We start from the raw sequence: 22,382 nt of genomic DNA, 5'->3' as shown, positions 1-22,382 counted from the left end.
GGACCTTCTGGGACGACCCCGGCGTCGACCTCAAGGGCATCGCCCGCGCCGTGGTCAACATGGCCCAGGGCGGCGACACCCAGTCCGGCTCGACCATCACCCAGCAGTACGTGAAGAACATGTACCTGGACCAGAGCCAGACGCTCAGCCGTAAGTTCAAGGAACTCCTGATCTCCGTCAAGGTCGCGTCCGACGTGTCCAAGGAAGAGATCATGGCCGGGTACCTGAACACGGCCTACTTCGGCCGCGGCGCCTACGGCATCCAGGCGGCGGCCCGGGCGTACTACGACAAGGACGCCAAGGACCTCGACGCGAACGAGTGCGCCTACCTCACCACCCTGCTGAAGGGCGCCGACCTGTACGACACCTCGGGTGGCACCGGCGGCGCCGAGCGCGCCGAGGCCAACACCGAGCGGGCCATGAACCAGTGGGTGACGGTCCTGGACCGTCGGGTGGCCGTCGGCAACATGAAGCCGGCGGAGCGGAACGAGTACACCGAGTTCCCCATGCCGCAGGACCTCGCGCCGTCGACGGATCTCGCCGGCCAGATCGGTTACCTGAAGGAGCTCGCCGACAGCTATCTGATCAACAACGACGACATCGACGTCGACGCGGATAAGCTCGCGTCGGGCGGCTACTCCATCCACACCACCTTCGACAAGGAGATGGTGAAGCAGATGGAGGACGCGGTGAAGAAGGTCATCGACGACAACCTGGACCCCGAGAGCCGTGAAGAGGACGAGCACGTCCAGTTCGGCGGCGCGGCCGTCGTGCCCGGCGACGGCGCGGTGGTCGCGATCTACGGCGGCCACAACTACCTCGAACACTTCCTGAACAACGCCAACAACGCGGGCGCCCAGGTCGGCTCGACCTTCAAGCCCTTCGTCCTGGCGGCGGCGATGCGCGACGGCGTCCGCGACCCGGAGAAGCCGGCGGACCAGCCGGACAAGGACCGGACGCCGATCTCGCCGGACAGCATCTACTCCAGCGAGAACGACCTGCTGATTCGGAACTACGACGGGGAGATCTGGTACGGAGAGGACGAAGACGGCGAGCCGTTCACCTGGGAGCAGAAGAACTTCGAGGACGGTGGCAAGGGCGACATCACCCTGCGCAAGGCGATGGAGATCTCGGCCAACTCACCCTTCGTCCAGCTCGGCATGGATGTCGGCCCGGCCAAGGTCGCCGAAGCGGCGATCGACGCCGGACTGCTCGAAAGCACTCTCGGCCCGGCGAATGACACCGTGCCGACCTTCGCGCTGGGTGTCTCCACCCCCGGCCCGATCCGGATGGCCACCGCGTATGCCACCTTCGCCGCCAGCGGAGAGCAGGCCGACCCGTACTTCGTGACCCATGCGGAGCTAGAGGGCGTGACCCTCTACGAGCACGAGAGCAAGACGGAACGGCACTTCGAGGCCAATGTTGCCGACAACGTGACCGACGTACTGGTCGGCGTGGTGAACGGGGAACAGGGGAGTGCCCGGAAGGTTCAGGAGCTCGGCAAGCCCGCCGCCGCCAAGACTGGCACCACGGACCAGAACAACAGTGCGTGGTTCGTCGGCTACACCCCCCACCTCTCCACCGCGATCGGTATGTGGCGTTTCCCGGACTCCGAGGACATCGCTCCCGCAGACCGCAAGTTTCTCTCCATGTACGGCACCGCCGGCATGGAGAAGATCACCGGCGGTTCCCTCCCTGCCGATGTCTGGATGGGCTTCATGATGGAGGCCACCAAGAACGATCCGCCGGACAACTTCCCCAAGCCCGGCAAGATCGGCGAGGAGTACCGCGGTATCGGCACCGAGCCCGAGCAGCCCGACCCGCCGGTCACCGACGAGACGGAGGAGTCCGAGGAACCGGACATCGACGAGGAGCAGGAAGAGGAGCGGGACGAGGAGACCGAGACTCCGCCGGCCGACCCCGAGCCCGACCCGACCGACTCCTGTCAGCCCGGAGACCCGACCTGCTCCGACGGCGGTGGCACCCAGGGCGGTGACAACGCCGGGTCCGGCTTGCCCGGCGGCGCCAACGCGGGCAACGAAGGCGCCAGCAACGGCGACGAGGGAGCGGACACCGGGGCGGACGCCGGAGCGGACGCGGGTTCCGGTGACACCGACTCCGCGGGCAACGCCAACAGCGGCGACAGCGGAAGCCCAGGCTGGTGGAGCGGAGGCACCGGTTAGTCCTCCGCCAGCCAGCCGCGCTCACACCGGTAACTGAGCAGAAACTAGGCCTCGGACGGTGGGCTGCTCGTGCAGCAGCCCACCGTCCGAGGCCTTTACTGGTAACCGACTCTTACATCGCGGAGGGGAGCCGATTAATGGCAGTAGGTACTAACTAGACTGCGAGTCGCTCCGTCAATCCGGCCCGAAAGACTGACGCACTGCCCGGGAGCATGGGTATAAACAGGGCCAGCATAGGTTGTGTACTCCCCGGTATCTCGAACATAATTGCTCGCAGAGCTTCGCTTAATCCCGGCTGACATAGTCATTCGATAACTGTTATCCTTGATAGTAACAGTGCATTTGTATCCATTAGACCGATTATACGTGGCAAAAATTTGACCCACTACGTATCCATATGAATCTCGAATATCCCAGGATTCGACTTGCGAGTACCCACTCCCACAAGCACCGTTATAGCTGGCAGCCGATGCGGGAGCCGCCGTCATCAATGAAGCCGCCACTGCAATAGATGTAGCCGCAGCCCCCAATGCAGCAATCCGCTTGGCGCGCAGTCGCTTTCGGATCATGCCAAGACCCCATCCCATGTCCGGACTCTGAGATTAAACTGACCGGCCTCCCCCTACGTGAAGGCCGACGAACAGACCGTACACAGTGCTATCTCAATGTGTCTACGGGGCGACGGTACGTACTTTTCCTACCCACACTTGGTTCACATTCGCATAAAATTTCCTAATTAATGTTGTGATTCGCGCAAATCCATGTCTTTCCTCTCACTTACGAGTTTTTACAGACTGCCAGCCGTCTTTACACGTCTCACTGACCGCGCTAGGCAGCGCGGTCAGGAGGAAAACCGTCCGCCGAGTCATCGGCTGACCCTGGTGGGTCGTACGGCAGGATGTGGGCATGGCACCGACCAACCCACCCGTGCCCGTACGGCCCACCACGCATGATGAGGTGGCGGCGGCCGGCAGTGAGCTGATCGGGGGGCCCGTCGGGAGGCGGGCCGCCGTGGGGCGGGGCTGGTGGCATCCGGCGCGGGTGGTCGTGCTGGTGATGATCGGGATGTTCGCCCTTGGCATGGTGCAGAAGCTGCCCTGCTACGCCGACAGCTGGGTCGGCGGCCCCACCGCCCAGTACACGCAGGCCTGCTACTCCGACATCCCGCACCTCTACTACGGGCGGGGCTTCGCGGACGGGCTGATCCCGTACTTCGACCGCATCCCCGAGACTCTCTCCCCCGACAAGGCGTTCCTCGAATACCCGGTGCTCACCGGGCTGTTCATGGAAGTGGCGGCCTGGCTCACCCCCGGCGGGGCCGTCGATCCGGGGCCGGGGCAGCTGTACTGGCTGGTCAACGCCGGGATGCTGCTGGCCTGTGCGGCGATCATCGCCGCCTGTGTCGCCCGCACCCACCGCGACCGGCCGTGGGACGGGCTGCTGGTGGCGCTGGCGCCCGCGTTCGCGCTCACCGCGACCATCAACTGGGACCTGCTGGCCGGGGCGCTCACCTGCGGGGCGCTGCTGATGTGGTCCCGGAGCCGGCCGCTGGCCGCCGGGGTGCTGCTGGGGCTCGCCACCGCCGCCAAGCTGTATCCCCTGCTGCTGCTCGGACCGCTCTTTCTGCTCTGCTGGCGGGCCGGACGGCTGCGTTCCTTCGGCTCGGCCCTGCTGGGGGCCGCCGGAGCCTGGCTGGTCGTGAACGGCCCCGTGATGCTGCTGGCCTGGGAGGGCTGGGTCACCTTCTACGCCTTCAGCGAGGAACGGCCCGTCGACTTCGGTTCCTTCTGGCTGATCCTGGCCCAGCGCACCGACATCCCGCTGGACTCCGTGAACACCTACGCCACCGCGCTGACGCTGCTGGGTTTCGCCGGGATCGCCCTGCTCGCCCTGCGGGCACCGCGCCGGCCACGGCTGGCCCAGCTCGCCTTTCTCGTCGTGGCCGTGTTCATCCTCACCAACAAGGTGTACTCGCCGCAGTACGTGCTCTGGCTGATCCCGCTCGCGGCCCTGGCCCGTCCGCGCTGGCGGGACTTCCTCATCTGGCAGGCCGGGGAGGTGCTCTACTTCTTCGGCATCTGGCTGTACCTCGCCCACATCACCGGGGACAGCCAGGAGGGATTGCCGGTGGGCGGATACCAGCTGGCCATTGCCGCCCATCTCTTGGGCACGCTCTATCTCTGTGTGATGATCGTGCGCGATGCACTGCGTCCCGATCATGATGTGATCCGGCGTACCGGATCCGACGACCCGGGAGGAGGTGTCCTGGACGGTGCCGCCGATGTCTTCACCCTGCACCGCCGGGTCGCCGTTTCCGGGCGGGGCGTTTCACGTGAAACATGAAGGGCGGAACGCGTGACCGTCGTCACCGACCTCCGGACGCTGTTGCGCTTCCCCAACTTCAGACGGCTGCTGACCGTCCGGCTGCTCTCCCAGTTCTCCGACGGCGCGTTCCAGGTCGGGCTGGCCACCTATGTGGTCTTCTCTCCGGAGCAGCAGACCACTCCCGCCGATATCGCCGGGGCGATGGCCGTGCTGCTGCTGCCGTACTCGCTGCTCGGCCCGTTCGCCGGGGTGCTGCTGGACCGCTGGCGACGGCGCCAGGTACTGCTCTACGGGAATCTGCTGCGCGCGTTCCTGGCCGCGGTCACCTGCGCGCTGGTGATCCAGGGAGTGCCTACCTGGCTCTTCTATCTCTCGGCGCTCTCGGTGACCGGCGTCAACCGGTTCATCCTGGCCGGCCTGTCCGCCTCGCTGCCCCGGGTCGTGGACGCCGACCGACTCGTGATCGCCAACTCCCTCTCCCCGACGGCGGGCACCATCGCCGCCACCATCGGCGGCGGCGTCACACTGGTGACCCAGATCTTCACGCACACCGCTGTCAGCGAGGACGCACTGGCACTGATCGTCTCGGTGCTCGTCTATCTGGCCGCCGGTCTCGCCGCCATCCGCATCCGGCGTGACCTGCTCGGCCCGGCGCCCGACGAGGTCCAGCCGCGGGTCCTGGCGGCACTCGCCTCCACCGCACGCGGCCTGGTGGCCGGGCTGCGCCACCTCGCCCGCCGGCGGACCGCCTCCTGGGCGCTGACCGGGGTGGTGCTCATGCGCTTCGGCTACGGCGCCCTGCTGATCATGCTGCTGATGCTCGCCCGCAATCACTGGGGCCATGACGGCAACGGCGGCGGCATGACCCTGCTCGGGCTGGCCGTGGCCACCACCGGGGCCGGTTTCTTCGTCGCGGCGGTCCTCACCCCCGGTGCGGTCCGGCGCTTCGGACGGCTGGGCTGGTTCGCCCTCTGCGCCGCCACCCCGGCCGTCCTGCTGGTCCCGCTGGGGCTGCCCTTCCATCCGGTGCCCATGCTCATCGCCGCGTTCATGCTGGGCCTGACGTCACAGGGCGCCAAGATCGTGACCGACACCGTGGTGCAGTCCTCCGTGGACGATGCCTTCCGAGGCCGGGTCTTCGCCCTCTACGACATGCTCTTCAATATCGCCTTCGTCGCGTCGGCCGGGCTGGCCGCGCTGATGCTCCCCACGGACGGACGCTCCGTACAGCTGCTGCTGATCGTCTCCGTGCTCTTCGCCCTCACCGCGGCCCTGATCTACCGGCTGCGCCGGACCGATGTTTCACGTGAAACACGGGAAACACCGCCCCAGCCTCCCGTCAGTCCCGGGACGCCCACCACTCCTTGAGCGCGGCCACCGCCGCCTCGTGCTCCAGCGGGCCGTGCTCAAGCCGCAGCTCCAGCAGATGCCGGTAGGCCTCGCCGATCTCGGGTCCGGGGCCGATGCCGAGAATCTCCATGATCTGGTTGCCATTGAGGTCAGGGCGGATCGCGTCCAGCTCCTCCTGCTCCTGGAGCTGGGCGATGCGGCGCTCCAGGCCGTCGTAGGACTGGGAGAGCGCCAGCGCCTTGCGCTTGTTGCGCGTGGTGCAGTCGGAGCGGGTCAGCTTGTGCAGCCGGTCCAGCAGGGGTCCGGCGTCACGGACGTAGCGCCGGACCGCTGAGTCGGTCCACTCGCCCGTGCCGTAGCCGTGGAAGCGCAGATGCAGCTCCACCAGCCGGGAGACATCCTTGACCAGCTCATTGGGGTACTTGAGCTTGGTCATCCGCGCCTTTGTCATCTTGGCGCCGACCATCTCGTGGTGGTGGAAGGAGACACGGCCGTCCTTCTCGAACCGCCGCGTCTTCGGCTTGCCGATGTCATGCAGGAGCGCGGCCAGCCGCAGCGTCAGGTCGGGCCCCTCGGTCTCCAGCGCGATGGCCTGCTCCAGCACGGTCAGGCTGTGCTCGTACACGTCCTTGTGCCGGTGGTGCTCGTCGCGCTCCAGCCGCAGCGCCGGCAGCTCGGGCAGAACGTGCCGGGCGAGCCCGGTGTCCACCAGAAGCGTCAGCCCGCGGCGCGGCCGGTCCGCCAGCACCAGCTTGTTCAGCTCGTCCCTGATCCGCTCGGCCGACACGATGGTGATGCGGTCCGCCATGGCCGTCATCGCCGCCCGCACCTCGTCGGCCACCTGGAAGTCCAGCTGGGCGGCGAACCGGGCCGCCCGCAGCATCCGCAGCGGGTCGTCGGAGAAGGACGCCTCAGGGGTACCGGGGGTCCGCAGCACCTTGCGCGCCAGATCCTCCAGCCCCTGGTGCGGGTCGATGAACTCCTTGCGGGGCAGCGCCACCGCCATCGCGTTCACCGTGAAGTCACGGCGCAGCAGATCCTCCTCCAGGGATTCGCCGTAGGCGACCTCCGGCTTGCGGGAGTCCCGGTCGTACGCCTCCGACCGATAGGTGGTGATCTCCAGCTGATAGTCCTGAACGCCGTCTCCCGCGCCGGTTTGCCCCGCGTGCGGCGCCCGCTTCCGACAGCCGACCGTGCCGAAGGCGATCCCCACCTCCCAGACCGCGTCCGCCCAGGGGCGCACGATCCGCAGTACGTCCTGCGGCCGGGCGTCCGTGGTGAAGTCCAGATCGTTGCCCAGACGCCCCAGCAGCGCGTCGCGTACCGAGCCCCCCACCAGGGCCAGCGAGAAGCCCGCCGCCTCGAACCGCCTGGCAAGATCATCGGCGATGGGGGAGACCCGCAACAGCTCACTCACGGCCTGCTGCTGCACCTGGCTGAGCACGGGGAGGGACTGCGGGGCGTGGGTGTCTTTCCTGTCGTTCGGCACAACAGCACAGCGTACGTGCCCGGCCCTCACCGGACCGCCCCTTCCCCCGGCCGCTCCCCGGCACGGAGCCCCGGGATCCATCGTTACCATGTGTGCGGGTTCTGGGACGAGGGAACGGGGCAATCGCGTGACAGAGGTGCCGGCGATGATCTCCCGTGCCCACAGAGACCGCCGGCGGGGACCTGCCCGGCGCCGCGCCCGGCTGATCATCGCCTCGCTGCTGAGCCTCCTGGTGGTCCTGCCGCTGGTCACCGCCCTCCAGCAGGCTCCGGTCTCCGTGCCCGCCCAGGACGTCGGCACCGGCCAGCGCACCGCCACCGTCGCCCTCACGGAGATCACCCCGGACGTGCCCACCGAGGGCGACACCCTGACGCTGCGCGGGACCGTCACCAACGCCGGTTCCTCCGCGATCACCGACAGCCGGCTCGCCCCGCGCACCGGCACCCTCCTGCCCGCCCGTGAGGACCTTCAGGAGGCGCTGAACCGCACCGGCTTCGCCGCCGAGCAGGACGGCCGGCTCGTCAACGAGCATGGCCAGGACATCGGCACCATCGCCCCCGGCATGTCCGCCACCTTCGAGCTGCAGGTGCCGGTCTCCGCCCTGGAGCTGGGCGCGGACGGCGTGTACCAGCTGGCGCTCACCCTCACCGGCCGGACCGAGGCCGAGGGCTGGGACCAGATCCTGGGCGTCGGCCGCAGCCTGCTGCCCTGGCAGGAGAGCGCGGGCGGAGGCAGCTCCGGGACGCAGCTGACCGTGCTGTGGCCGCTGATCTCCACCACCCACCTCACGGCGGAGACCGACGCCGACGAGGAGCAGACGCCCGCCTTCCGCGACAGCTCGCTGCTCACCGACATCTCCCCCGGCGGCCGGCTGTACGAGCTGGTGACGCTAGGCGCCGACCTCCCGGTCACCTGGGTCATCGACGCCGACCTGCTCGCCTCGGTCGACGCCATGACCGAGGACTACCGCATCCACACCCCGGACGGCCTCCAGCCGGGCACCGGCCAGGAAGCGGCCCGCGCCTGGCTCGCCGCCCTCCAGGACGCCGTCCAGGACGCCGACGTGATCGCCCTGCCCTTCGGCGACCCCGACCTGGCCTCGCTCGCCCACCGCGGCAAGGACGTCCCCGGCGCCCTCGGCCGGCTGCGCACCGCCACCGAGGTCTCCGCCCTCACCGTCGAGACCGTCCTCGGCATCCAGCCCAGCACCGACTTCGCCTGGCCCGTCGAAGGCGCCATCGACCCGGACATCGTCTCCGTGGCCACCTCCGCCGGCGCGCACCACATCATCAGCCGCAGCGACAGCCTCCGCCCGGGCGACTCCCTCGACTACACGGCCACAGCCGCCCGGCCGATCGGTGGCGGCACCACCGCGCTGGTCGCCGACGCCACGCTCTCGAAGCTCTTCGAAGCCGACATGAGCCTCCCGGCCAACGCCACCACCGCCCGCCAGCAGTTCCTCGCCCACGCGCTCACCATCGCCCAGCAGGACCCGGGCCGGGACCGCAGCCTGCTGCTCGCCCCCCAGCGCACCCCCACCGCCGAGCAGGCCCGGGCCATGGCGGGGGCGATCACCGCCCTCACCGCACACCCGCAGTGGATCTCCTTCACCGGAGTGACCGAGGCCGCCGACGCCCAGCCCGACCCCGGGGCCAACCGCCAGGTGCCGGGCGCCGACGCCTACCCCGACCGGCTGCGCGACCAGGAGCTGCCCACCAGCGCCTTCCAGGAGATGCGCGAGACGCAGCGGACCCTGGACGACTTCCAGGTCATCCTGACCCGCCCCGACCGCGTCACCACACCGTTCGGCAACGCCATCCGCCGCGAGATGTCCACCTCCTGGCGCGGCCACAGCACCGAGGCGGCCCAGTACCGCGCCACCGTGCAGAGCGACCTCACCGAACTCACCGAGCGCGTGCACCTGATCCAGAAGACCCGGATCACGCTCTCCGGCCGCAGCGCCACCATCCCCATCTCGGTCCAGAACAACCTGGTCCAGGGTGTGCAGAACCTGGAGCTGCGGCTCACCTCCAGCCGCAAGATCGGCCTGGAGGTCGGCGACCCCCAGCAGGTCACCGTCAACGGCGGCCACAGCGCCTCGGTGAAGTTCTCCACCACCGCCCGGGCCAACGGCCTCACCTACCTGGAAGCCCAGCTGTACACGGCGGACGGCAAGCCCTACGGCAAGCCCATGCGCTTCCAGGCCCAGGTCACCTCCATCACCTCCGCCGTGCTGATGGTGATCGCCGGCGGCCTGCTCCTGGTGGTCCTGGCCGGGGTCCGCATGTACACCAAGCGCAAGCGCGCCGCCCGCCCCGCCGACGAGGCGCCGGACGGTGCCGTGCCTGCGGGTGAGAGCGGCACCGACACCGGTGACGACGGCACCAGCACCCCTCCCGATGGTGAGAGGGTGGATCGAAGCGAGTGAGCCGGACTCCGGCCCGGAACCAGAGGTGGGGTAACGATGCAAGCGCCGTACGACCGTGAAGGCGGCCAGGCACAGGGGGACGGTGACCCGCACCCCGGCCCGTATCCCCCGGGCCCCTCCCCCCACCCGCAGCAGCCGTACCAGCAGCAGCACCAGGAGCCCTACGCCCCTCGCGACCCCCAGGGCTGGTCCGGCACGCCCGCACAGCAGCCGTACCCGCACCAGCCGCCGCAGCAGTACCCCCAGCAGCAGCACCCGTACCCCGCGCAGCAGCCGCAGGCCCAGCAGCCGTCGCAGGACGCCTTCGCCCACCTCTTCCGCGACCAGCAGAGCACGGCCGGCCCCGGCACCGCCCCGGGCCACGGCAGCGGCTACCCGGCCCAGCCCACCCCGCCCCCCGGCACCGGAGCCCCCACGGCCCAGCAGCAGCCGGCACCGGCCCCCACCCCGCCACCGGCCCCCCAACGCGGTGGCAAGGCCGCCGGGATACTGCGCTCCAGCGCCATCATGGCCGCCGGAACCCTGGTCTCCCGGCTCACCGGCTTCGTCCGCCAGCTCGTCCTGGTCGCGGCCCTGGGCGCCGCCGTCCTCGGTGACACCTACACCGTCGCCTGGGCGCTGCCCTCGATGATCTACATCCTCACCATCGGCGGCGGCCTCAACTCCGTCTTCGTCCCCCAGCTGGTCCGGGCGATGAAGAACGACGACGACGGCGGCGACGCCTATGCGAACCGGCTGCTCACCCTGGTGATGGTCGTCCTCGGCGGCCTGGTGATCGCCGCCGTCCTGGCGGCCCCGCTGCTGATCCGGATGATGTCCGCCAAGATCGCGGACGACCCGGCGGCCAACGAGGTCGCCGTCACCTTCGCCCGCTACTTCCTGCCCACGATCTTCTTCATGGGCGTCCACGTGGTCATGGGCCAGATCCTCAACGCCCGCGACTCCTTCGGCCCCATGATGTGGACCCCGGTCCTCAACAACATCGTGGTGATCTTCACCTTCGGCATGTTCCTCTGGGTCTACGGCACCCAGCGCAGCTCCGAACTCGGCGTCACCACCATCACCCCCGAAGGCATCCGGCTGCTCGGCGTCGGCACCCTGCTGGGCCTGGTGGTCCAGGCGCTGGCGATGATCCCCTATCTGCGCGCCGCCGGCTTCCGCGTCAGGCTCCGCTTCGACTGGCGCGGCCACGGCCTGGGCAAGGCCGCCAAACTCGCCAAGTGGACCGTGCTGTTCGTCTTCGCCAACCAGGCCGGGCTCGTGGTGATCACCCAGTTCGCCACCTGGGCCGGCGAGAACGCCGAGCGCGCCGGCTACCCCGGCACCGGCTTCATCGCCTACAACAGCGCCCTGCTCATCTGGCAGATGCCGCAGGCCATCATCACCGTCTCCGTGATGGCCGCCCTGCTGCCCCGCATCTCCCGCTCCGCCGCCGACGGCGACACCGCCGCCGTCCGCGACGACCTCTCGCACGGGCTGCGCACCTCGGCGGTCGCCATCGTGCCGATCGGCTTCGCCTTCGTCGCCCTCGGCATCCCCATGTGCACCCTGCTCTTCGGCTCGGCCGGCGACGAGGGAGCCCGCTCCTTCGGCTACATCCTCATGGCCTTCGGCCTCGGCCTGATCCCCTTCTCCGCCCAGTACGTGGTGCTGCGCGCCTTCTACGCCTACGAGGACACCCGCACCCCCTTCTACAACACGGTGATCGTCTCGGCCGCCTGGATCGTGCTCTCCGCCGTGTGCTTCGTCACTCTCCCCGACCGCTGGGTCGTGGCGGGCATCGCGTTCAGTTACGGCATCGCCTACGCCCTCGGCGTCTCGGTCGCCTGGCGCCGGCTGCGCGCCCGGATGAACACCGACCTCGACGGCGCCCGCGTGGTACGCACCTACATCCGCCTCGCCGGTGCCAGCATCCCCGCCGCCCTCCTCGGCGGCGGCGCCGGATACGCCATCACCGGCGCCCTCGGCCACGGCGTCATCGGCTCGCTCGCCGCCCTCGCCGGCGGCGGAGCCGTCCTCCTGGTGGTCTTCTACCTCACCGCCCGCCGGATGCGGGTCGAGGAACTGACCGCCATGGTCGGCATGGTCCGCTCCCGGCTGGGCCGTTGACCCCCGGCGCCCCGCCGTCACCAACCGTGGCGGGGCGCCCGCCCACCGGCCGCCGGACACCCCCTGTACAACCTCTGGCCGCACTCACATGTCGTGCAGGGTGACGGACTACCGGCACAATGAGACAGGCAGTGTCACCAGCGGCAGCCAACACGGGGAGGCGGATTCAGCGGTGGCGGAACGGAGCACGGCGACCAGCCCTCCGCAGCGCACCACGCGCGACGCGGAGCAGGCGGCACACGCCGACACGGCCACACCCCCGGCGCCCTCCCGCGCCACCGAGCCGCACAGCGGCCACAGACTCGCCAAGCGGTACCGGCTCGAGGAATGCATCACCCGGCTGGACGGCTTCAGCAGCTGGCGCGCCGTCGACGAGAAGCTGCGCCGTGCCGTGGGCGTCCATGTGCTGCCGGCCGACCACGACCGCGCCGCCTCCGTGATCTCCGCCGCCCGCTCCTCCGCGCTCCTGGGCGACCCCCGCTTCGTCCAGGTCCTGGACGCCGTCGAAGAGGCCGACGTCGTCTGGGTCATCCACGAGTGGCTGCCCGACGCCACACCGCTGAGCACCGTGCTGCAGAACGGCCCGCTGGACGCCCACGAGGCCCACGCCCTCGTCAGCCAGGTCTCCCAGGCCATGGCCGCCTCCCACCGCGAAGGACTCGCCCATCTGCGGCTCACCCCCGCCACCGTGCTGCGCACCGGCACCGGTCAGTTCCGGATCCGCGGGCTGGCCGTGGACGCCGCCCTGCGCGGCATCAGCTCCGAGCACCCCCAGCGCACCGACACCGAGGCCATCGGCGCCCTCCTGTACGCCGCTCTCACCCAGCGCTGGCCGTACGGCGAGGGCGGCTATGGCCTCAATGGAGTAACGGGCCTCAGCAAAAGCTCCAAGGAGTCCCTGGCCGCACCGGACCAGGTACGGGCCGGGGTGCACCGCGGTCTCTCCGAGCTGGCCATGCGCGCCATGGTCAACGACGGCGCCACCGCCACCAGCCAGCAGCAGCCCTGCACCACCCCCGAGGAACTGTCCCGGGCGATCGCGGCGCTGCCCCGCATCCCCGCCCCCGAGCCGCCCCCGGTCGACCTCGCCGGCTATCAGCGCACCACCTACCAGCGCGGCTCCCTGGGCGCCGGCTCCCACGGCGCACCCCTGCCACAGCACGCCCCGCCGCCGCCCGCCCCGCCGACGCTGCCCGGCCGCACGGGGGCCGCACTCAAGTGGGGGGTCTCCGCGCTGCTCATCGCCGCGCTGGCCCTCGCCAGCTGGCAGCTGGCCGACGCGCTGCTCGAAGGGGACGCCCCGCCCGACCCGCCCGCCAAGAGCGATCCGCCGGTGGCCGAGGAAGACGTGGCCGACCCGGAGCTGTACCCGATCGTCGAGGCCGTCGAGTTCGACCCGGCCTCATCCGGCGGATCACAGAACCCCGAGGCGGTGCCCAACGCCTTCGACGGCGACCCCGACACGTTCTGGCACACCAAGAACTTCTACGGCTACTCCAAGTTCGGCAATCTCAAGGACGGACTCGGGCTCGTCCTCGACCTGGGGGAGCCGAAAACCGTGAACACCCTCACCGTGCAGACCATCGGCGACACCCCGCTGGAGTTCCGGGTGGCCGGCCCCGGCGTCACCACGCGCCCCACTCAGCTCGACGCCTTCGAGCTGGTGGACCAGGGCAGCGGCACCTCACACACCCTGACGGCCGAAGAGCCCGTGACAACACGGTTTATTCTCGTCTGGATGACGGACCTGCCGATGGGAAGCGACGGCAACTACCGTGGGCGCATCAGCGAGATCACGGTTTCCGGCTGACCGCTCGCCTCCCGCACACATCAGCCGGGCCGGCCGCACCCGTACCGACAGAAGGGGAGGATCCGCCGTGGGCAAGCGCACGCGACGCGTCCCCTCCACGCCCACCGCCGGCGACGGCCCCACCGACAAGGAACTGCTCGCCCAGCACGCAGCCGGTGATCCGGACGCCTTCAGTGAACTGGTACGCCGCCACCGCGACCGGCTGTGGGCCGTCGCCATCCGTACCCTCGGCGACCGCGAGGAAGCCGCGGACGCCGTCCAGGACGCTCTGGTATCGGCCTACCGGGCCGCCCACACCTTCCGCGGCCAGTCCGCCGTCACCACCTGGCTGCACCGCATCACCGTGAACGCCTGCCTGGACCGGATCCGCAAGGCCAAGAGCCGCCGCGCGACCCCCGTGCCCGAGCCGCAGCGGCTGGAGACCCTGCTCGAACCGCACGAATCGGCGGCGGCCCCCGCCGAACGCCAGGACCTGCGCCGACAGCTCCGCCACGCCCTGGACGTCCTGCCACCCGAGCAGCGCGCGGCCCTGGTCCTGGTCGACATGCAGGGCTACCCGGTCGCCGAAGCGGCCGAGATCCTGCGCATCCCCGTCGGCACCATCAAGAGCCGCTGCGCCCGGGCCCGGGCCCGGCTCCTGCCGCTCGTCAGTCATCTCAATCCCCGCAGCGCCCAGAACGACTCTCCTCCGGACACCGCGGGCAGGAACCGGACACCAGGTACATCCGTCCCACCTCCCAGAGATACCGGAGAGAATGGGGTCGTGCGGGGTGGAGGCGGACACACATGACCGAGATGCATCCCGAGCCCGCTGATATCGCGGCTCTCGACGAAGATCTGCACCCGCCGGCCGAGGCCCGCCGACTGCGGGAGCACCTGGCCGGCTGCCCGGAGTGCGCGCAGATCCAGCAGGAGCTGCACCTGCTGCGCCAGGAACTGACCCAGCTGCCCGCCCCGGAGATGCCCCCGGACGTCGCGGCCCGCATCGATGCCGCCCTGGCCGCCGAGGCCGCAGCCACCCCCGCGCCGGTCAGCCGCTTCCGCGCCCTTGTTTCACGTGAAACCGGGCGCCGGTCCCGCCTCGCCCTCGCCGCCGTGGGCACCGTGGTGGCCGTGGGCCTGGGCACCCTCCTCGTTCAGAACCTCCAGCCCGGCAGCGACGCCTCCACCGCCGACCTGGCCACCGAGGCGGACACCGCCGAGGAGTCCGGCGACCCGCTGGAGAACCAGGTGCGGGAGCTGCTGGCCGAGGCCGATGTGCCGCAGTACGCCGAAATCCTGGAGTCCGCCGACACCGGCTCCGTCTCCGGTGAGAGCGACCAGCGGCCCGACAACCCGACCCCCGAGACCACGGAGGCGGCCGAGCCGGACCCCGGCGAGGAGTACGGGGCGGTGTCCGCGCCCCTCCCGTCCTGTGTCGAGTCGGCCATCGGCCGCACCGAGGTCCCCCTGGTGGCCGAGGCGGAGCGCTACCAGGGCACCGACGCCTATCTCGTGGTCCTCCCGCACTCCGCCGATCCGCTGCGCGTCGACGCCTATGTGGTGGACGCCGACTGCGTGAGCGCCTCCCCCTCCGTCGAGGGCGAGGTCCTGGTCAAGGAGAGCTACCCGCTCGACGAGTAACGCCTTGGGGGCACTGACCCGTCGGGAATGTCTGGGACCCTAGGATCTGTTACTGGACTGTGGACCCCACCCGGGGCCCTGGGTGAGTGCCCCGAGACAAGGAAGAATTCCGTGAGCGACGTCCGAAACGTGATCATCATCGGCTCCGGACCCGCGGGCTACACCGCCGCGCTCTATACCGCCCGCGCGTCCCTCAAGCCGCTGGTCTTCGAAGGCGCGGTGACGGCGGGCGGCGCACTGATGAACACCACCGAGGTGGAGAACTTCCCCGGCTTCAAGGACGGGATCATGGGTCCGGACCTGATGGACGGGATGCGGGCCCAGGCCGAGCGGTTCGGCGCCGAGCTGGTCCCGGACGACATCGTCGCCGTGGACCTCAGCGGGGACATCAAGACGGTCACCGATACCGCCGGCACGGTCCACCAGGCCAAGGCGATCATCGTGGCCACCGGCTCCCAGCACCGCAAGCTCGGCCTGCCCAACGAGGACGAGCTGTCCGGCCGCGGTGTCTCCTACTGCGCCACCTGCGACGGGTTCTTCTTCCGCGAGCAGCACATCGCCGTCATCGGCGGCGGCGACACCGCCCTGGAGGAGGCCACCTTCCTCTCCCGCTTCGCCAGCACCGTCACCGTGGTCCACCGCCGGGACACCCTGCGCGCCTCCAAGGCCATGCAGGAGCGTGCCTTCGCCGACCCGAAGATCACCTTCCTCTGGGACAGCGAGGTCGCCGAGATCCAGGGCGACGGCAAGCTCTCCGGGCTGAAGATCCGCTCCACCACCACCGGTGAGCTGTCCGACCTCCCGGCGACCGGCCTGTTCGTGGCCATCGGCCACGACCCCCGGGTGGAACTGTTCAAGGGAGTCCTCGACCTCGACGAGCAGGGCTACCTCAAGGTCGACGCCCCCTCGACCCGCACCAACATCCCCGGGGTGTTCGCCGCCGGCGACGTGGTGGACCACACCTACCGCCAGGCCATCACCGCCGCCGGCACGGGCTGTGCCGCCGCCCTGGACGCCGAACGCTACCTGGCGGCCCTCAGCCACACCGAAGCCGCCGAAGCCGTCCAGTCCTAACGCCACCACCCCACGCCCAGCACAGAGGAGAACCACCATGGCGGATGCCAAGACCCCCGAGAAGGCCACCATCACCGTGACCGACGCGGACTTCGACGAGAAGGTCCTGCAGAGCGACAAGCCGGTCCTGGTCGACTTCTGGGCCGAGTGGTGCGGCCCGTGCCGGCAGATCGCCCCCGCCCTGGAGGCCATCGCCGCCGAGCACGGCGACAAGCTCACCATCGCCAAGCTCAACACCGACGAGAACCCGGAGATCACCGCGAAGTACGGCGTACTCTCCATCCCGCTGCTCAACGTCTACCAGAACGGCGAGATCGTGAAGTCGATCGTCGGCGCCAAGCCGAAGGCCGCCCTGGAGCGTGACCTCGCCGACTTCATCGGCTGAGCAGTCCCCGGCGGTGCCGGGCCACCGGCACACACGAAGAGGGCCCGCTGTTTCACGTGAAACAGTGGGCCCTCTCGTCGTACCGGAGAAGGGAGAGGGGGGATCAGCCCTCGTCCTCCTCCTGCAACTGCTGTTCCAGCACCCGGCCTTCACCCGGAGCCAGCTGGCCCAGGATGCGCTCCAGGTCCTCCATCGAGGCGAACTCCACCACGATCTTCCCCTTCTTCTGCCCGAGGTCGACCTTCACCCGGGTGTCGAAGCGGTCCGAGAGCCGGCCGGCCAGACTGTCCAGCGCCGGCGAGATCAGCTTCCCGGCCCGGGGCTTACGGTGCCGGCCGCCACTCTTGGCGGCAGCTGCCTGCACACTGACGATCTCCTCGACCGCCCGCACCGACAGCCCTTCGGCCACGATGCGGCGGGCCAGCTTGTCCTGCTCCTCGGAGTCCTCCACGGACAGCAGCGCGCGCGCATGCCCGGCGGAGAGCACACCGGCCGCCACCCGGCGCTGCACCCGCGGCGAGAGCCGCAGCAGCCGCAGCGTGTTGGATACCTGCGGACGCGAACGACCGATCCGGTCGGCCAGTTCGTCATGGGTGCACTTGAAGTCCCGCAGCAGCTGGTCGTACGCCGCCGCCTCTTCCAGCGGATTCAGCTGGGCCCGGTGGAGGTTCTCCAGCAGGGCGTCCAGCAGCAGCTTGTCGTCCTCGGTCGCCCGGACGATCGCGGGGATCGCCTCAAGACCGGCGTCACGGCACGCGCGCCACCGGCGCTCGCCCATGATCAGCTCGTAGCGCTCCGCACCCAGCTGCCGCACCACCACCGGCTGGAGCAGACCCACCTCCTTGATGGAGGTGACCAGTTCGGCCAGCGCGTCCTCGTCGAAGACCTCACGCGGCTGACGGGGATTGGGGGTGATGGCGTCCAGCGGCAGCTCCGCGAAGTGCGCACCCGCCACCGTCCCGGCCGTCTCCCGCGCCTCCGGCACCACCGGCTCCGCGGCGGGTGCCGGGATCTCGCCGAACACCTCGGTGTCCGGCAGTGACGCCACCTTGGCCGCCGCGATCCCGCGCTCCGGGGTGAGCACCGGCACCGCGCTGGGCGAGGTGGTACCGCCCTGCTCCACCGTCGGCGTGGCGGTCTCCGCGCTGGGCGCGGCGGGAATCAGCGCGCCCAGACCGCGTCCCAGACCCCTGCGTCGTTCACTCACTGATGAATCCCCTCATGCTGCCGTGGAATGGGTCCCCGCAGGGCAATCTCCCGCGCCGCCTCCAGATAGGACAGCGAGCCACTGGAACCCGGGTCGTACGTCAGGACCGTCTGCCCATAGCTGGGCGCCTCGGAGATCCGCACCGAGCGCGGGATGTTGGTCCGCAGCACCTCCTTGCCGAAGTGCCCGCGCACCTCCTCCGCCACCTGCGACGCCAGCCGCGTCCGGCCGTCGTACATGGTCAGCAGGATGGTGGAGACATGCAGCTCCGGGTTGAGGTGCCCACGCACCAGCTCCACGTTCCGCAGCAGCTGGCCCAGTCCCTCCAGCGCGTAGTACTCGCACTGGATCGGGATGACCACCTCGGCACCGGCCACCATCGCATTGACCGTCAGCAGCCCCAGCGAGGGCGGGCAGTCCACGAAGATGTAGTCCAGCGGCTGCTCATAGGCGCTGATGGCCCGCTGGAGCCGGCTCTCCCGGGCCACCACGGACACCAGCTCGATCTCCGCGCCCGCCAGGTCGATGGTGGCCGGGGCGCAGAACAGGCCCTCGATGTCCCGGACGGGCTGCACCACTTCGGACAGCGGACGGCTGTCGATGAGCACGTCGTAGATGGAGGGGACCTCGGCATGGTGGTCGATGCCCAGCGCGGTGCTGGCATTGCCCTGCGGATCGAGGTCGATGACCAGCACCCGGGCCCCGTGCAGCGCGAGCGAGGCCGCCAGGTTCACGGTCGTGGTGGTCTTGCCGACGCCGCCCTTCTGATTGGCGACGATCATGATGCGGGTCCGCTCCGGGCGGGGCAGCCCGCCACCGGCCCGGTACATGGCCGCGACGGTCTGCTGGGCCGCCCTGCCCACCGGGGCGTCGGCCGCCGCGGGGGCGGTATGGGCGATGTCAACGGCACCGCCCGGCGCGTCCGCCGGCTCGGACCGGGGGCCGGGGACCGGATCGGCCGTCGGCCCAGCGATATTGGCGTCGGACCGCAATGGTTCACTCTCCTCGACATGCGAAGGCTCCGTGGAGTCAAAGCCTGCCATGTCTCGGGGGTCATGAACCAGCGAGGCCCGATTACGTGTGGACAACTCGGGGGGTGTGGATACCTCGGTCACCCGTTTGGTTGGTGACGACGACTTACGGTTGCGCGGTCCGGTGGCTGCGCGACCACGGCTGATGATCCCGTGCAGCAGTGAGCGGCGTTTCACGTGAAACACGATGCCCACGCCGCGATCCCCGCGGCCGGGCGACACTCCGCTCCCGGGATATCTTCAGCTCTTTTACCCGGTTCGGAGGAATCCGGCCGCGGGGATCCGCTCAGCGTCCCCGGCGACTGCCCCGGTTGCCCCGGCTCGGCCAGCTGTCCCGGCCGCCCCGCTGGGACCGCGACGCCTTGGCCCGCTTCGCCGCGAACCGCACGCCTCCGGGGCTCTCCCCGACCTCGACCCGTACCACCGTGGAGAGGGGGTCCACCAGACCCTCGCCCACCTGCAGCACCGAGGTCTCCACCACGCCCAGCTTCCCGAGCGCCGCGCGGGCCGACTTCAGCTCCTGCTCCGCCGTGTCGCCCTTGATGGCCAGCATCTCGCCGTACGGCCGCAGCAGCGGCACGCCCCAGCCGGCCAGCCGGTCCAGCGGGGCCACTGCCCGCGCCGTGACCACATGCACCGGGGTGAAGCTCCCCAGCACTTCCTCCGCCCGGCCCCGGACCACGTTCACATGGTCGAGGCCGAGCAACTCCACCACTTCCTGGAGGAAGTTGGTGCGCCGCAGCAGCGGCTCCAGCAGCGTGATCTCCAGATCGGGCCGCACCAGCGCCAGCGGGATACCGGGCAGGCCGGCCCCCGAACCGACGTCGCAGACCGTCACCCCTTCGGGGACGACCTCCGACAGCACAGCGCAGTTCAGCAGATGGCGCTCCCAGAGCCGGGGCACCTCCCGGGGGCCGATCAGCCCCCGGCGCACCCCGGCGTCGGCCAGCAGCTCGGCGTACCGCACCGCGTCCGCCAGCCGGTCCCCGAAGACATCACCCGCCGCCTCGGGCGGGGCCGGCAGCTCGGTGCCCGGCGACTCCCCGGGCGTCCCGTCCTCACTCACGGCAGAACGACCACGCGGCGCTGCGGCTCCTCGCCCTCCGACTCGCTGCTCAGACCGGCAGCGGCCACCGCGTCGTGCACGACCTTGCGCTCGAACGGCGTCATCGGGCTCAGCTTCACCGCTTCACCGGACTCCCTGACCTGCTCCACGGCCTCCTGGGCCAGCGCGGTCAGCTTCTCCCGCTTGGTGGCGCGGAACCCCGCGATGTCCAGCATCAGCCGGCTGCGCTCACCGGTCTCCCGCAGCACCGCGAGCCGGGTCAGCTCCTGGAGCGCCTCCAGGACCTCACCGTCCCGGCCGACCAGCTTCTGCAGATCGCGCGAGGTGCCCTCGGAGATCACCGAGACCGCGGCACGGTCCGCCTCGACGTCCATGTCGATGTCGCCGTCGAGGTCCGCGATGTCCAGCAGCCCCTCGAGGTAGTCGGCCGCGATCTCGCCTTCCTGCTCCAGGCGGGTCAGGGTGTCGGCGGTGCCCTCAGCGGCCGTCGGGGTGGTGTCCGTCACGGGGGACTCCTTCATCACTTCTTGCTGTTGGGGGACTTGGGCTTGCCCGGCTGCGACTTCTTCGGCCGCTGCTTGGGCTGCTGCCGGGGCTGAGCCTTCTTCGGCTGCTCGGCGGACGGCTGGCCGCTCTCCGGCTTGCCCTGCGGGTGGGTGCCACCGGACTGCCGCTGCGACTTCGTCTGCCGCTTGGGCTGGGTCCGGGTGGCCCGCGCCGCCTCGGCGGCCTTCTTCGCCTCGACCTCGGCCGGGTCCTCCTTCAGCTTGCCCTTCTTCCGCAGCCGCTCCTGGCGCTGCTGGAAGGCCACACTGCCCGGGGTGGGGTTCCGGGTGATCACGTACATCTGCTGTCCCAGCGTCCACACGTTGGTGGTCAGCCAGTAGATCAGCACACCGACGGGGAAGTTGATGCCGAAGACGGCGAACATGATCGGGAAGATGTACATCAGCATCTTCTGCTGATTCATGAACGGCGTCTTGACCGTCAGGTCCACGTTCTTCGTCATCAGCTGGCGCTGGGTGAAGAACTGCGAGGCCGACATCAGCACGATCATCACGACCGTGACCACCCGCACGTCGGTCAGCGAGGCGCCCAGCTCGGCGAGCTTGTCCGCGCTGTCCAGGAAGCGGGCGGCGATGGGGGCACCGAAGATGGTGGCCTCACGCGCGCTGGTGACCTGCTCGGCGGTGAGCACGCCGACCTTGTCGTTGTTCGCGATGTGGTTGAGGACCTGGAAGAGCGCGATGAAGAACGGCGACTGCGCCAGGATCGGCAGACAGCTGGAGAGGGGATTCGTACCGGTCTCCCGGTACAGCTTCATCATCTCCTCGGACTGCCGCTGCTTGTCGTTCTTGTAGCGCTCCTGGATCTTCTTCATCTTCGGCTGGAGCGCCTGCATATTGCGCGTCGACTTGATCTGCTTGAAGAACAGCGGGATCAGCGCGATACGCACGACGATGACCAGGGACACGATCGACAGGCCCCAGGCCCACCCACTGTCCTCGTTGAAGACCAGGCTGTAGAGATCGTGGAAGCGGATGATGATCCACGACACAGCGTAATAGAGAGGACTGAGGATCGTGTTGATCGTGTCCACGAGTCAGACTCCTTGGGCATTGTGAGAGGCGCCCCCGGATGGGATCCGGAGGAGAGTCCGGTGCCGCCAGCGATCACGCAGACGCCGATGCCAGACGGGACGCTTGCGCGGCGGGACATGATCCACACCGCCGGGAGACCAGGGGTTGCACCGCAGGATCCGCCAGGCGGTCAGCGCGGAACCCTTGATCGCTCCGTGCCGGCCGACGGCCGTGTATCCGTAATGGGAGCACGACGGGTAGTAACGGCACACCGGCCCGAGCAGCGGGGAGATGGTCCACTGATACAGCTTGATCAGCAGCAACAGCGGGTACTTCACTGCCGTACCCCTCCCAGCAGCCGCTCCAGCGCGGCATCGAGATCCCGGGCCAGCTGTTCATGGCCAGCGGTGCCCGCCCCGGGCAGAGCCCGGACGACGACAAGGCTACCGGGGGGCATCCGGAACAGCCGGGCCCGTATGAGGTGCCGCAACCGCCGCTGCACGCGATTGCGCACCACGGCATTGCCCACCGCTTTGCTCACGACGAAACCCGCACGCACCGGAAGAGAACTCTCCCGGCCCGCGTGCGGGTCCGTACCACTGCTCAGATGGACGACGAGACGCCGGCTCCCGGCCCTGCGTCCCCGGCGCACCACGGTCGCGAAATCCTCGCGCCGCCGCAGCCGGTTCTCGGGGGGGAGCACCGCATGGACCCGTCGATCC

At 69.7% G+C, this 22,382-nt stretch carries 18 protein-coding genes; 10 read left to right on the top strand and 8 right to left on the bottom strand.

Features of this window, described 5'->3' with window-relative positions; all coding sequences use genetic code 11:
• The 3 genes from ACFV5N_RS00525 to ACFV5N_RS00515 all read left to right on the top strand — a co-directional run.
• Window positions 1–2,183, top strand: a 2,183-nt coding sequence (locus ACFV5N_RS00525; protein ID WP_385592198.1) for a transglycosylase domain-containing protein, incomplete at its 5' end; no start/stop codon positions are given.
• A gap of 906 nt (window positions 2,184–3,089) precedes the next feature.
• Complete coding sequence (locus ACFV5N_RS00520; protein WP_385592197.1) at window positions 3,090–4,526, top strand: glycosyltransferase family 87 protein; 1,437 nt, start codon at window positions 3,090–3,092, stop codon at window positions 4,524–4,526.
• A 12-nt stretch (window positions 4,527–4,538) separates the two neighbouring features.
• The gene (locus ACFV5N_RS00515; RefSeq protein WP_385592195.1) at window positions 4,539–5,876 is read left to right on the top strand and encodes an MFS transporter; all 1,338 of its coding nucleotides are present in this window, start codon (window positions 4,539–4,541) and stop codon (window positions 5,874–5,876) included.
• On the opposite strand, the gene ACFV5N_RS00510 is transcribed toward ACFV5N_RS00515, so the two are convergent.
• Window positions 5,848–7,428: a CCA tRNA nucleotidyltransferase gene (locus ACFV5N_RS00510; RefSeq protein ID WP_385592193.1), complete on the bottom strand. Its 1,581-nt coding sequence runs from the start codon at window positions 7,426–7,428 to the stop codon at window positions 5,848–5,850. The genes ACFV5N_RS00515 and ACFV5N_RS00510 overlap by 29 nt on opposite strands.
• 64 nt (window positions 7,429–7,492) lie before the next feature.
• Between ACFV5N_RS00510 and ACFV5N_RS00505 the strand changes: the two genes are divergently transcribed.
• The 7 genes from ACFV5N_RS00505 to trxA all read left to right on the top strand — a co-directional run bounded on the left by ACFV5N_RS00505 (window position 7,493) and on the right by trxA (window position 16,776).
• Window positions 7,493–9,775 carry a DUF6049 family protein gene (locus ACFV5N_RS00505; protein ID WP_385592191.1) on the top strand — a complete coding sequence of 761 codons (2,283 nt, stop codon included), beginning with the start codon at window positions 7,493–7,495 and terminating at the stop codon, window positions 9,773–9,775.
• Window positions 9,776–9,811: 36 nt separating this feature from the next.
• Window positions 9,812–11,884 carry a murein biosynthesis integral membrane protein MurJ gene (gene murJ, locus ACFV5N_RS00500; RefSeq protein ID WP_385592189.1) on the top strand — a complete coding sequence of 691 codons (2,073 nt, stop codon included), beginning with the start codon at window positions 9,812–9,814 and terminating at the stop codon, window positions 11,882–11,884.
• 88 nt (window positions 11,885–11,972) lie between these two features.
• Complete coding sequence (locus ACFV5N_RS00495) at window positions 11,973–13,694, top strand: protein kinase family protein (RefSeq protein WP_385592187.1); 1,722 nt, start codon at window positions 11,973–11,975, stop codon at window positions 13,692–13,694.
• A 67-nt stretch (window positions 13,695–13,761) separates the two neighbouring features.
• The gene (gene sigM / locus ACFV5N_RS00490) at window positions 13,762–14,484 is read left to right on the top strand and encodes an RNA polymerase sigma factor SigM (RefSeq protein ID WP_385592185.1); all 723 of its coding nucleotides are present in this window, start codon (window positions 13,762–13,764) and stop codon (window positions 14,482–14,484) included.
• Window positions 14,481–15,317 (top strand): anti-sigma factor family protein, encoded by an 837-nt coding sequence (locus tag ACFV5N_RS00485; protein ID WP_385592184.1) that lies wholly within the window; start codon window positions 14,481–14,483, stop codon window positions 15,315–15,317. Before sigM ends, ACFV5N_RS00485 begins: the two co-directional genes overlap by 4 nt.
• A 111-nt stretch (window positions 15,318–15,428) precedes the next feature.
• Window positions 15,429–16,391 carry a thioredoxin-disulfide reductase gene (gene trxB, locus ACFV5N_RS00480; RefSeq protein ID WP_385592182.1) on the top strand — a complete coding sequence of 321 codons (963 nt, stop codon included), beginning with the start codon at window positions 15,429–15,431 and terminating at the stop codon, window positions 16,389–16,391.
• Between the two features lie 37 nt (window positions 16,392–16,428).
• Window positions 16,429–16,776, top strand: coding sequence for a thioredoxin (gene trxA, locus ACFV5N_RS00475; protein WP_385592180.1), 348 nt, complete (start codon window positions 16,429–16,431; stop codon window positions 16,774–16,776).
• A gap of 103 nt (window positions 16,777–16,879) precedes the next feature.
• On the opposite strand, the gene ACFV5N_RS00470 is transcribed toward trxA, so the two are convergent.
• From ACFV5N_RS00470 to rnpA, 7 genes are all read right to left on the bottom strand, one after another.
• Window positions 16,880–17,983 (bottom strand): ParB/RepB/Spo0J family partition protein, encoded by a 1,104-nt coding sequence (locus ACFV5N_RS00470; RefSeq protein WP_385592178.1) that lies wholly within the window; start codon window positions 17,981–17,983, stop codon window positions 16,880–16,882.
• Window positions 17,980–19,026 carry a ParA family protein gene (locus ACFV5N_RS00465; RefSeq protein WP_078575807.1) on the bottom strand — a complete coding sequence of 349 codons (1,047 nt, stop codon included), beginning with the start codon at window positions 19,024–19,026 and terminating at the stop codon, window positions 17,980–17,982. The genes ACFV5N_RS00470 and ACFV5N_RS00465 overlap by 4 nt, the downstream gene beginning before the upstream one ends.
• 274 nt (window positions 19,027–19,300) lie before the next feature.
• Window positions 19,301–20,038 carry a 16S rRNA (guanine(527)-N(7))-methyltransferase RsmG gene (gene rsmG / locus ACFV5N_RS00460; RefSeq protein ID WP_385592204.1) on the bottom strand — a complete coding sequence of 246 codons (738 nt, stop codon included), beginning with the start codon at window positions 20,036–20,038 and terminating at the stop codon, window positions 19,301–19,303.
• A 38-nt stretch (window positions 20,039–20,076) separates the two neighbouring features.
• Entirely contained in the window at window positions 20,077–20,601 is a 525-nt protein-coding gene (locus ACFV5N_RS00455) for a protein jag (protein WP_385592176.1), read from the bottom strand.
• The gene (gene yidC / locus ACFV5N_RS00450; RefSeq protein ID WP_385592202.1) at window positions 20,601–21,671 is read right to left on the bottom strand and encodes a membrane protein insertase YidC; all 1,071 of its coding nucleotides are present in this window, start codon (window positions 21,669–21,671) and stop codon (window positions 20,601–20,603) included. The genes ACFV5N_RS00455 and yidC overlap by 1 nt, the downstream gene beginning before the upstream one ends.
• Window positions 21,672–21,683: 12 nt before the next feature.
• A complete protein-coding gene (yidD, locus tag ACFV5N_RS00445) occupies window positions 21,684–21,998 on the bottom strand; it encodes a membrane protein insertion efficiency factor YidD (RefSeq protein ID WP_078575806.1) in 315 nt (104 codons plus the stop codon).
• On the bottom strand, window positions 21,995–22,363 hold the full coding sequence (rnpA, locus tag ACFV5N_RS00440; protein ID WP_385592175.1) for a ribonuclease P protein component: 369 nt from the start codon (window positions 22,361–22,363) through the stop codon (window positions 21,995–21,997). The genes yidD and rnpA overlap by 4 nt, the downstream gene beginning before the upstream one ends.
• Window positions 22,364–22,382 lie beyond the last annotated feature (19 nt).

This window comes from Streptomyces sp. NPDC059853 (assembly GCF_042731495.1).
Lineage (GTDB): Bacteria > Actinomycetota > Actinomycetes > Streptomycetales > Streptomycetaceae > Streptomyces.
The sequence above is the reverse complement of the archived record's forward strand: the minus strand, read 5'-3'. Positions and strand labels throughout refer to the sequence as shown.

Coding starts and splice junctions, on each gene's coding strand:
- ACFV5N_RS00520 (WP_385592197.1), top strand. CDS start 3,090: ATGGCACCGACCAACCCACCCGTGCCCGTACGGCCCACCACGCATGAT.
- ACFV5N_RS00510 (WP_385592193.1), bottom strand. CDS start 7,428: ATGGATCCCGGGGCTCCGTGCCGGGGAGCGGCCGGGGGAAGGGGCGGT.
- ACFV5N_RS00505 (WP_385592191.1), top strand. CDS start 7,493: ATGATCTCCCGTGCCCACAGAGACCGCCGGCGGGGACCTGCCCGGCGC.
- murJ (WP_385592189.1), top strand. CDS start 9,812: ATGCAAGCGCCGTACGACCGTGAAGGCGGCCAGGCACAGGGGGACGGT.
- ACFV5N_RS00495 (WP_385592187.1), top strand. CDS start 11,973: ATGTCGTGCAGGGTGACGGACTACCGGCACAATGAGACAGGCAGTGTC.
- ACFV5N_RS00485 (WP_385592184.1), top strand. CDS start 14,481: ATGACCGAGATGCATCCCGAGCCCGCTGATATCGCGGCTCTCGACGAA.
- trxA (WP_385592180.1), top strand. CDS start 16,429: ATGGCGGATGCCAAGACCCCCGAGAAGGCCACCATCACCGTGACCGAC.
- ACFV5N_RS00465 (WP_078575807.1), bottom strand. CDS start 19,026: ATGGCAGGCTTTGACTCCACGGAGCCTTCGCATGTCGAGGAGAGTGAA.
- ACFV5N_RS00455 (WP_385592176.1), bottom strand. CDS start 20,601: ATGAAGGAGTCCCCCGTGACGGACACCACCCCGACGGCCGCTGAGGGC.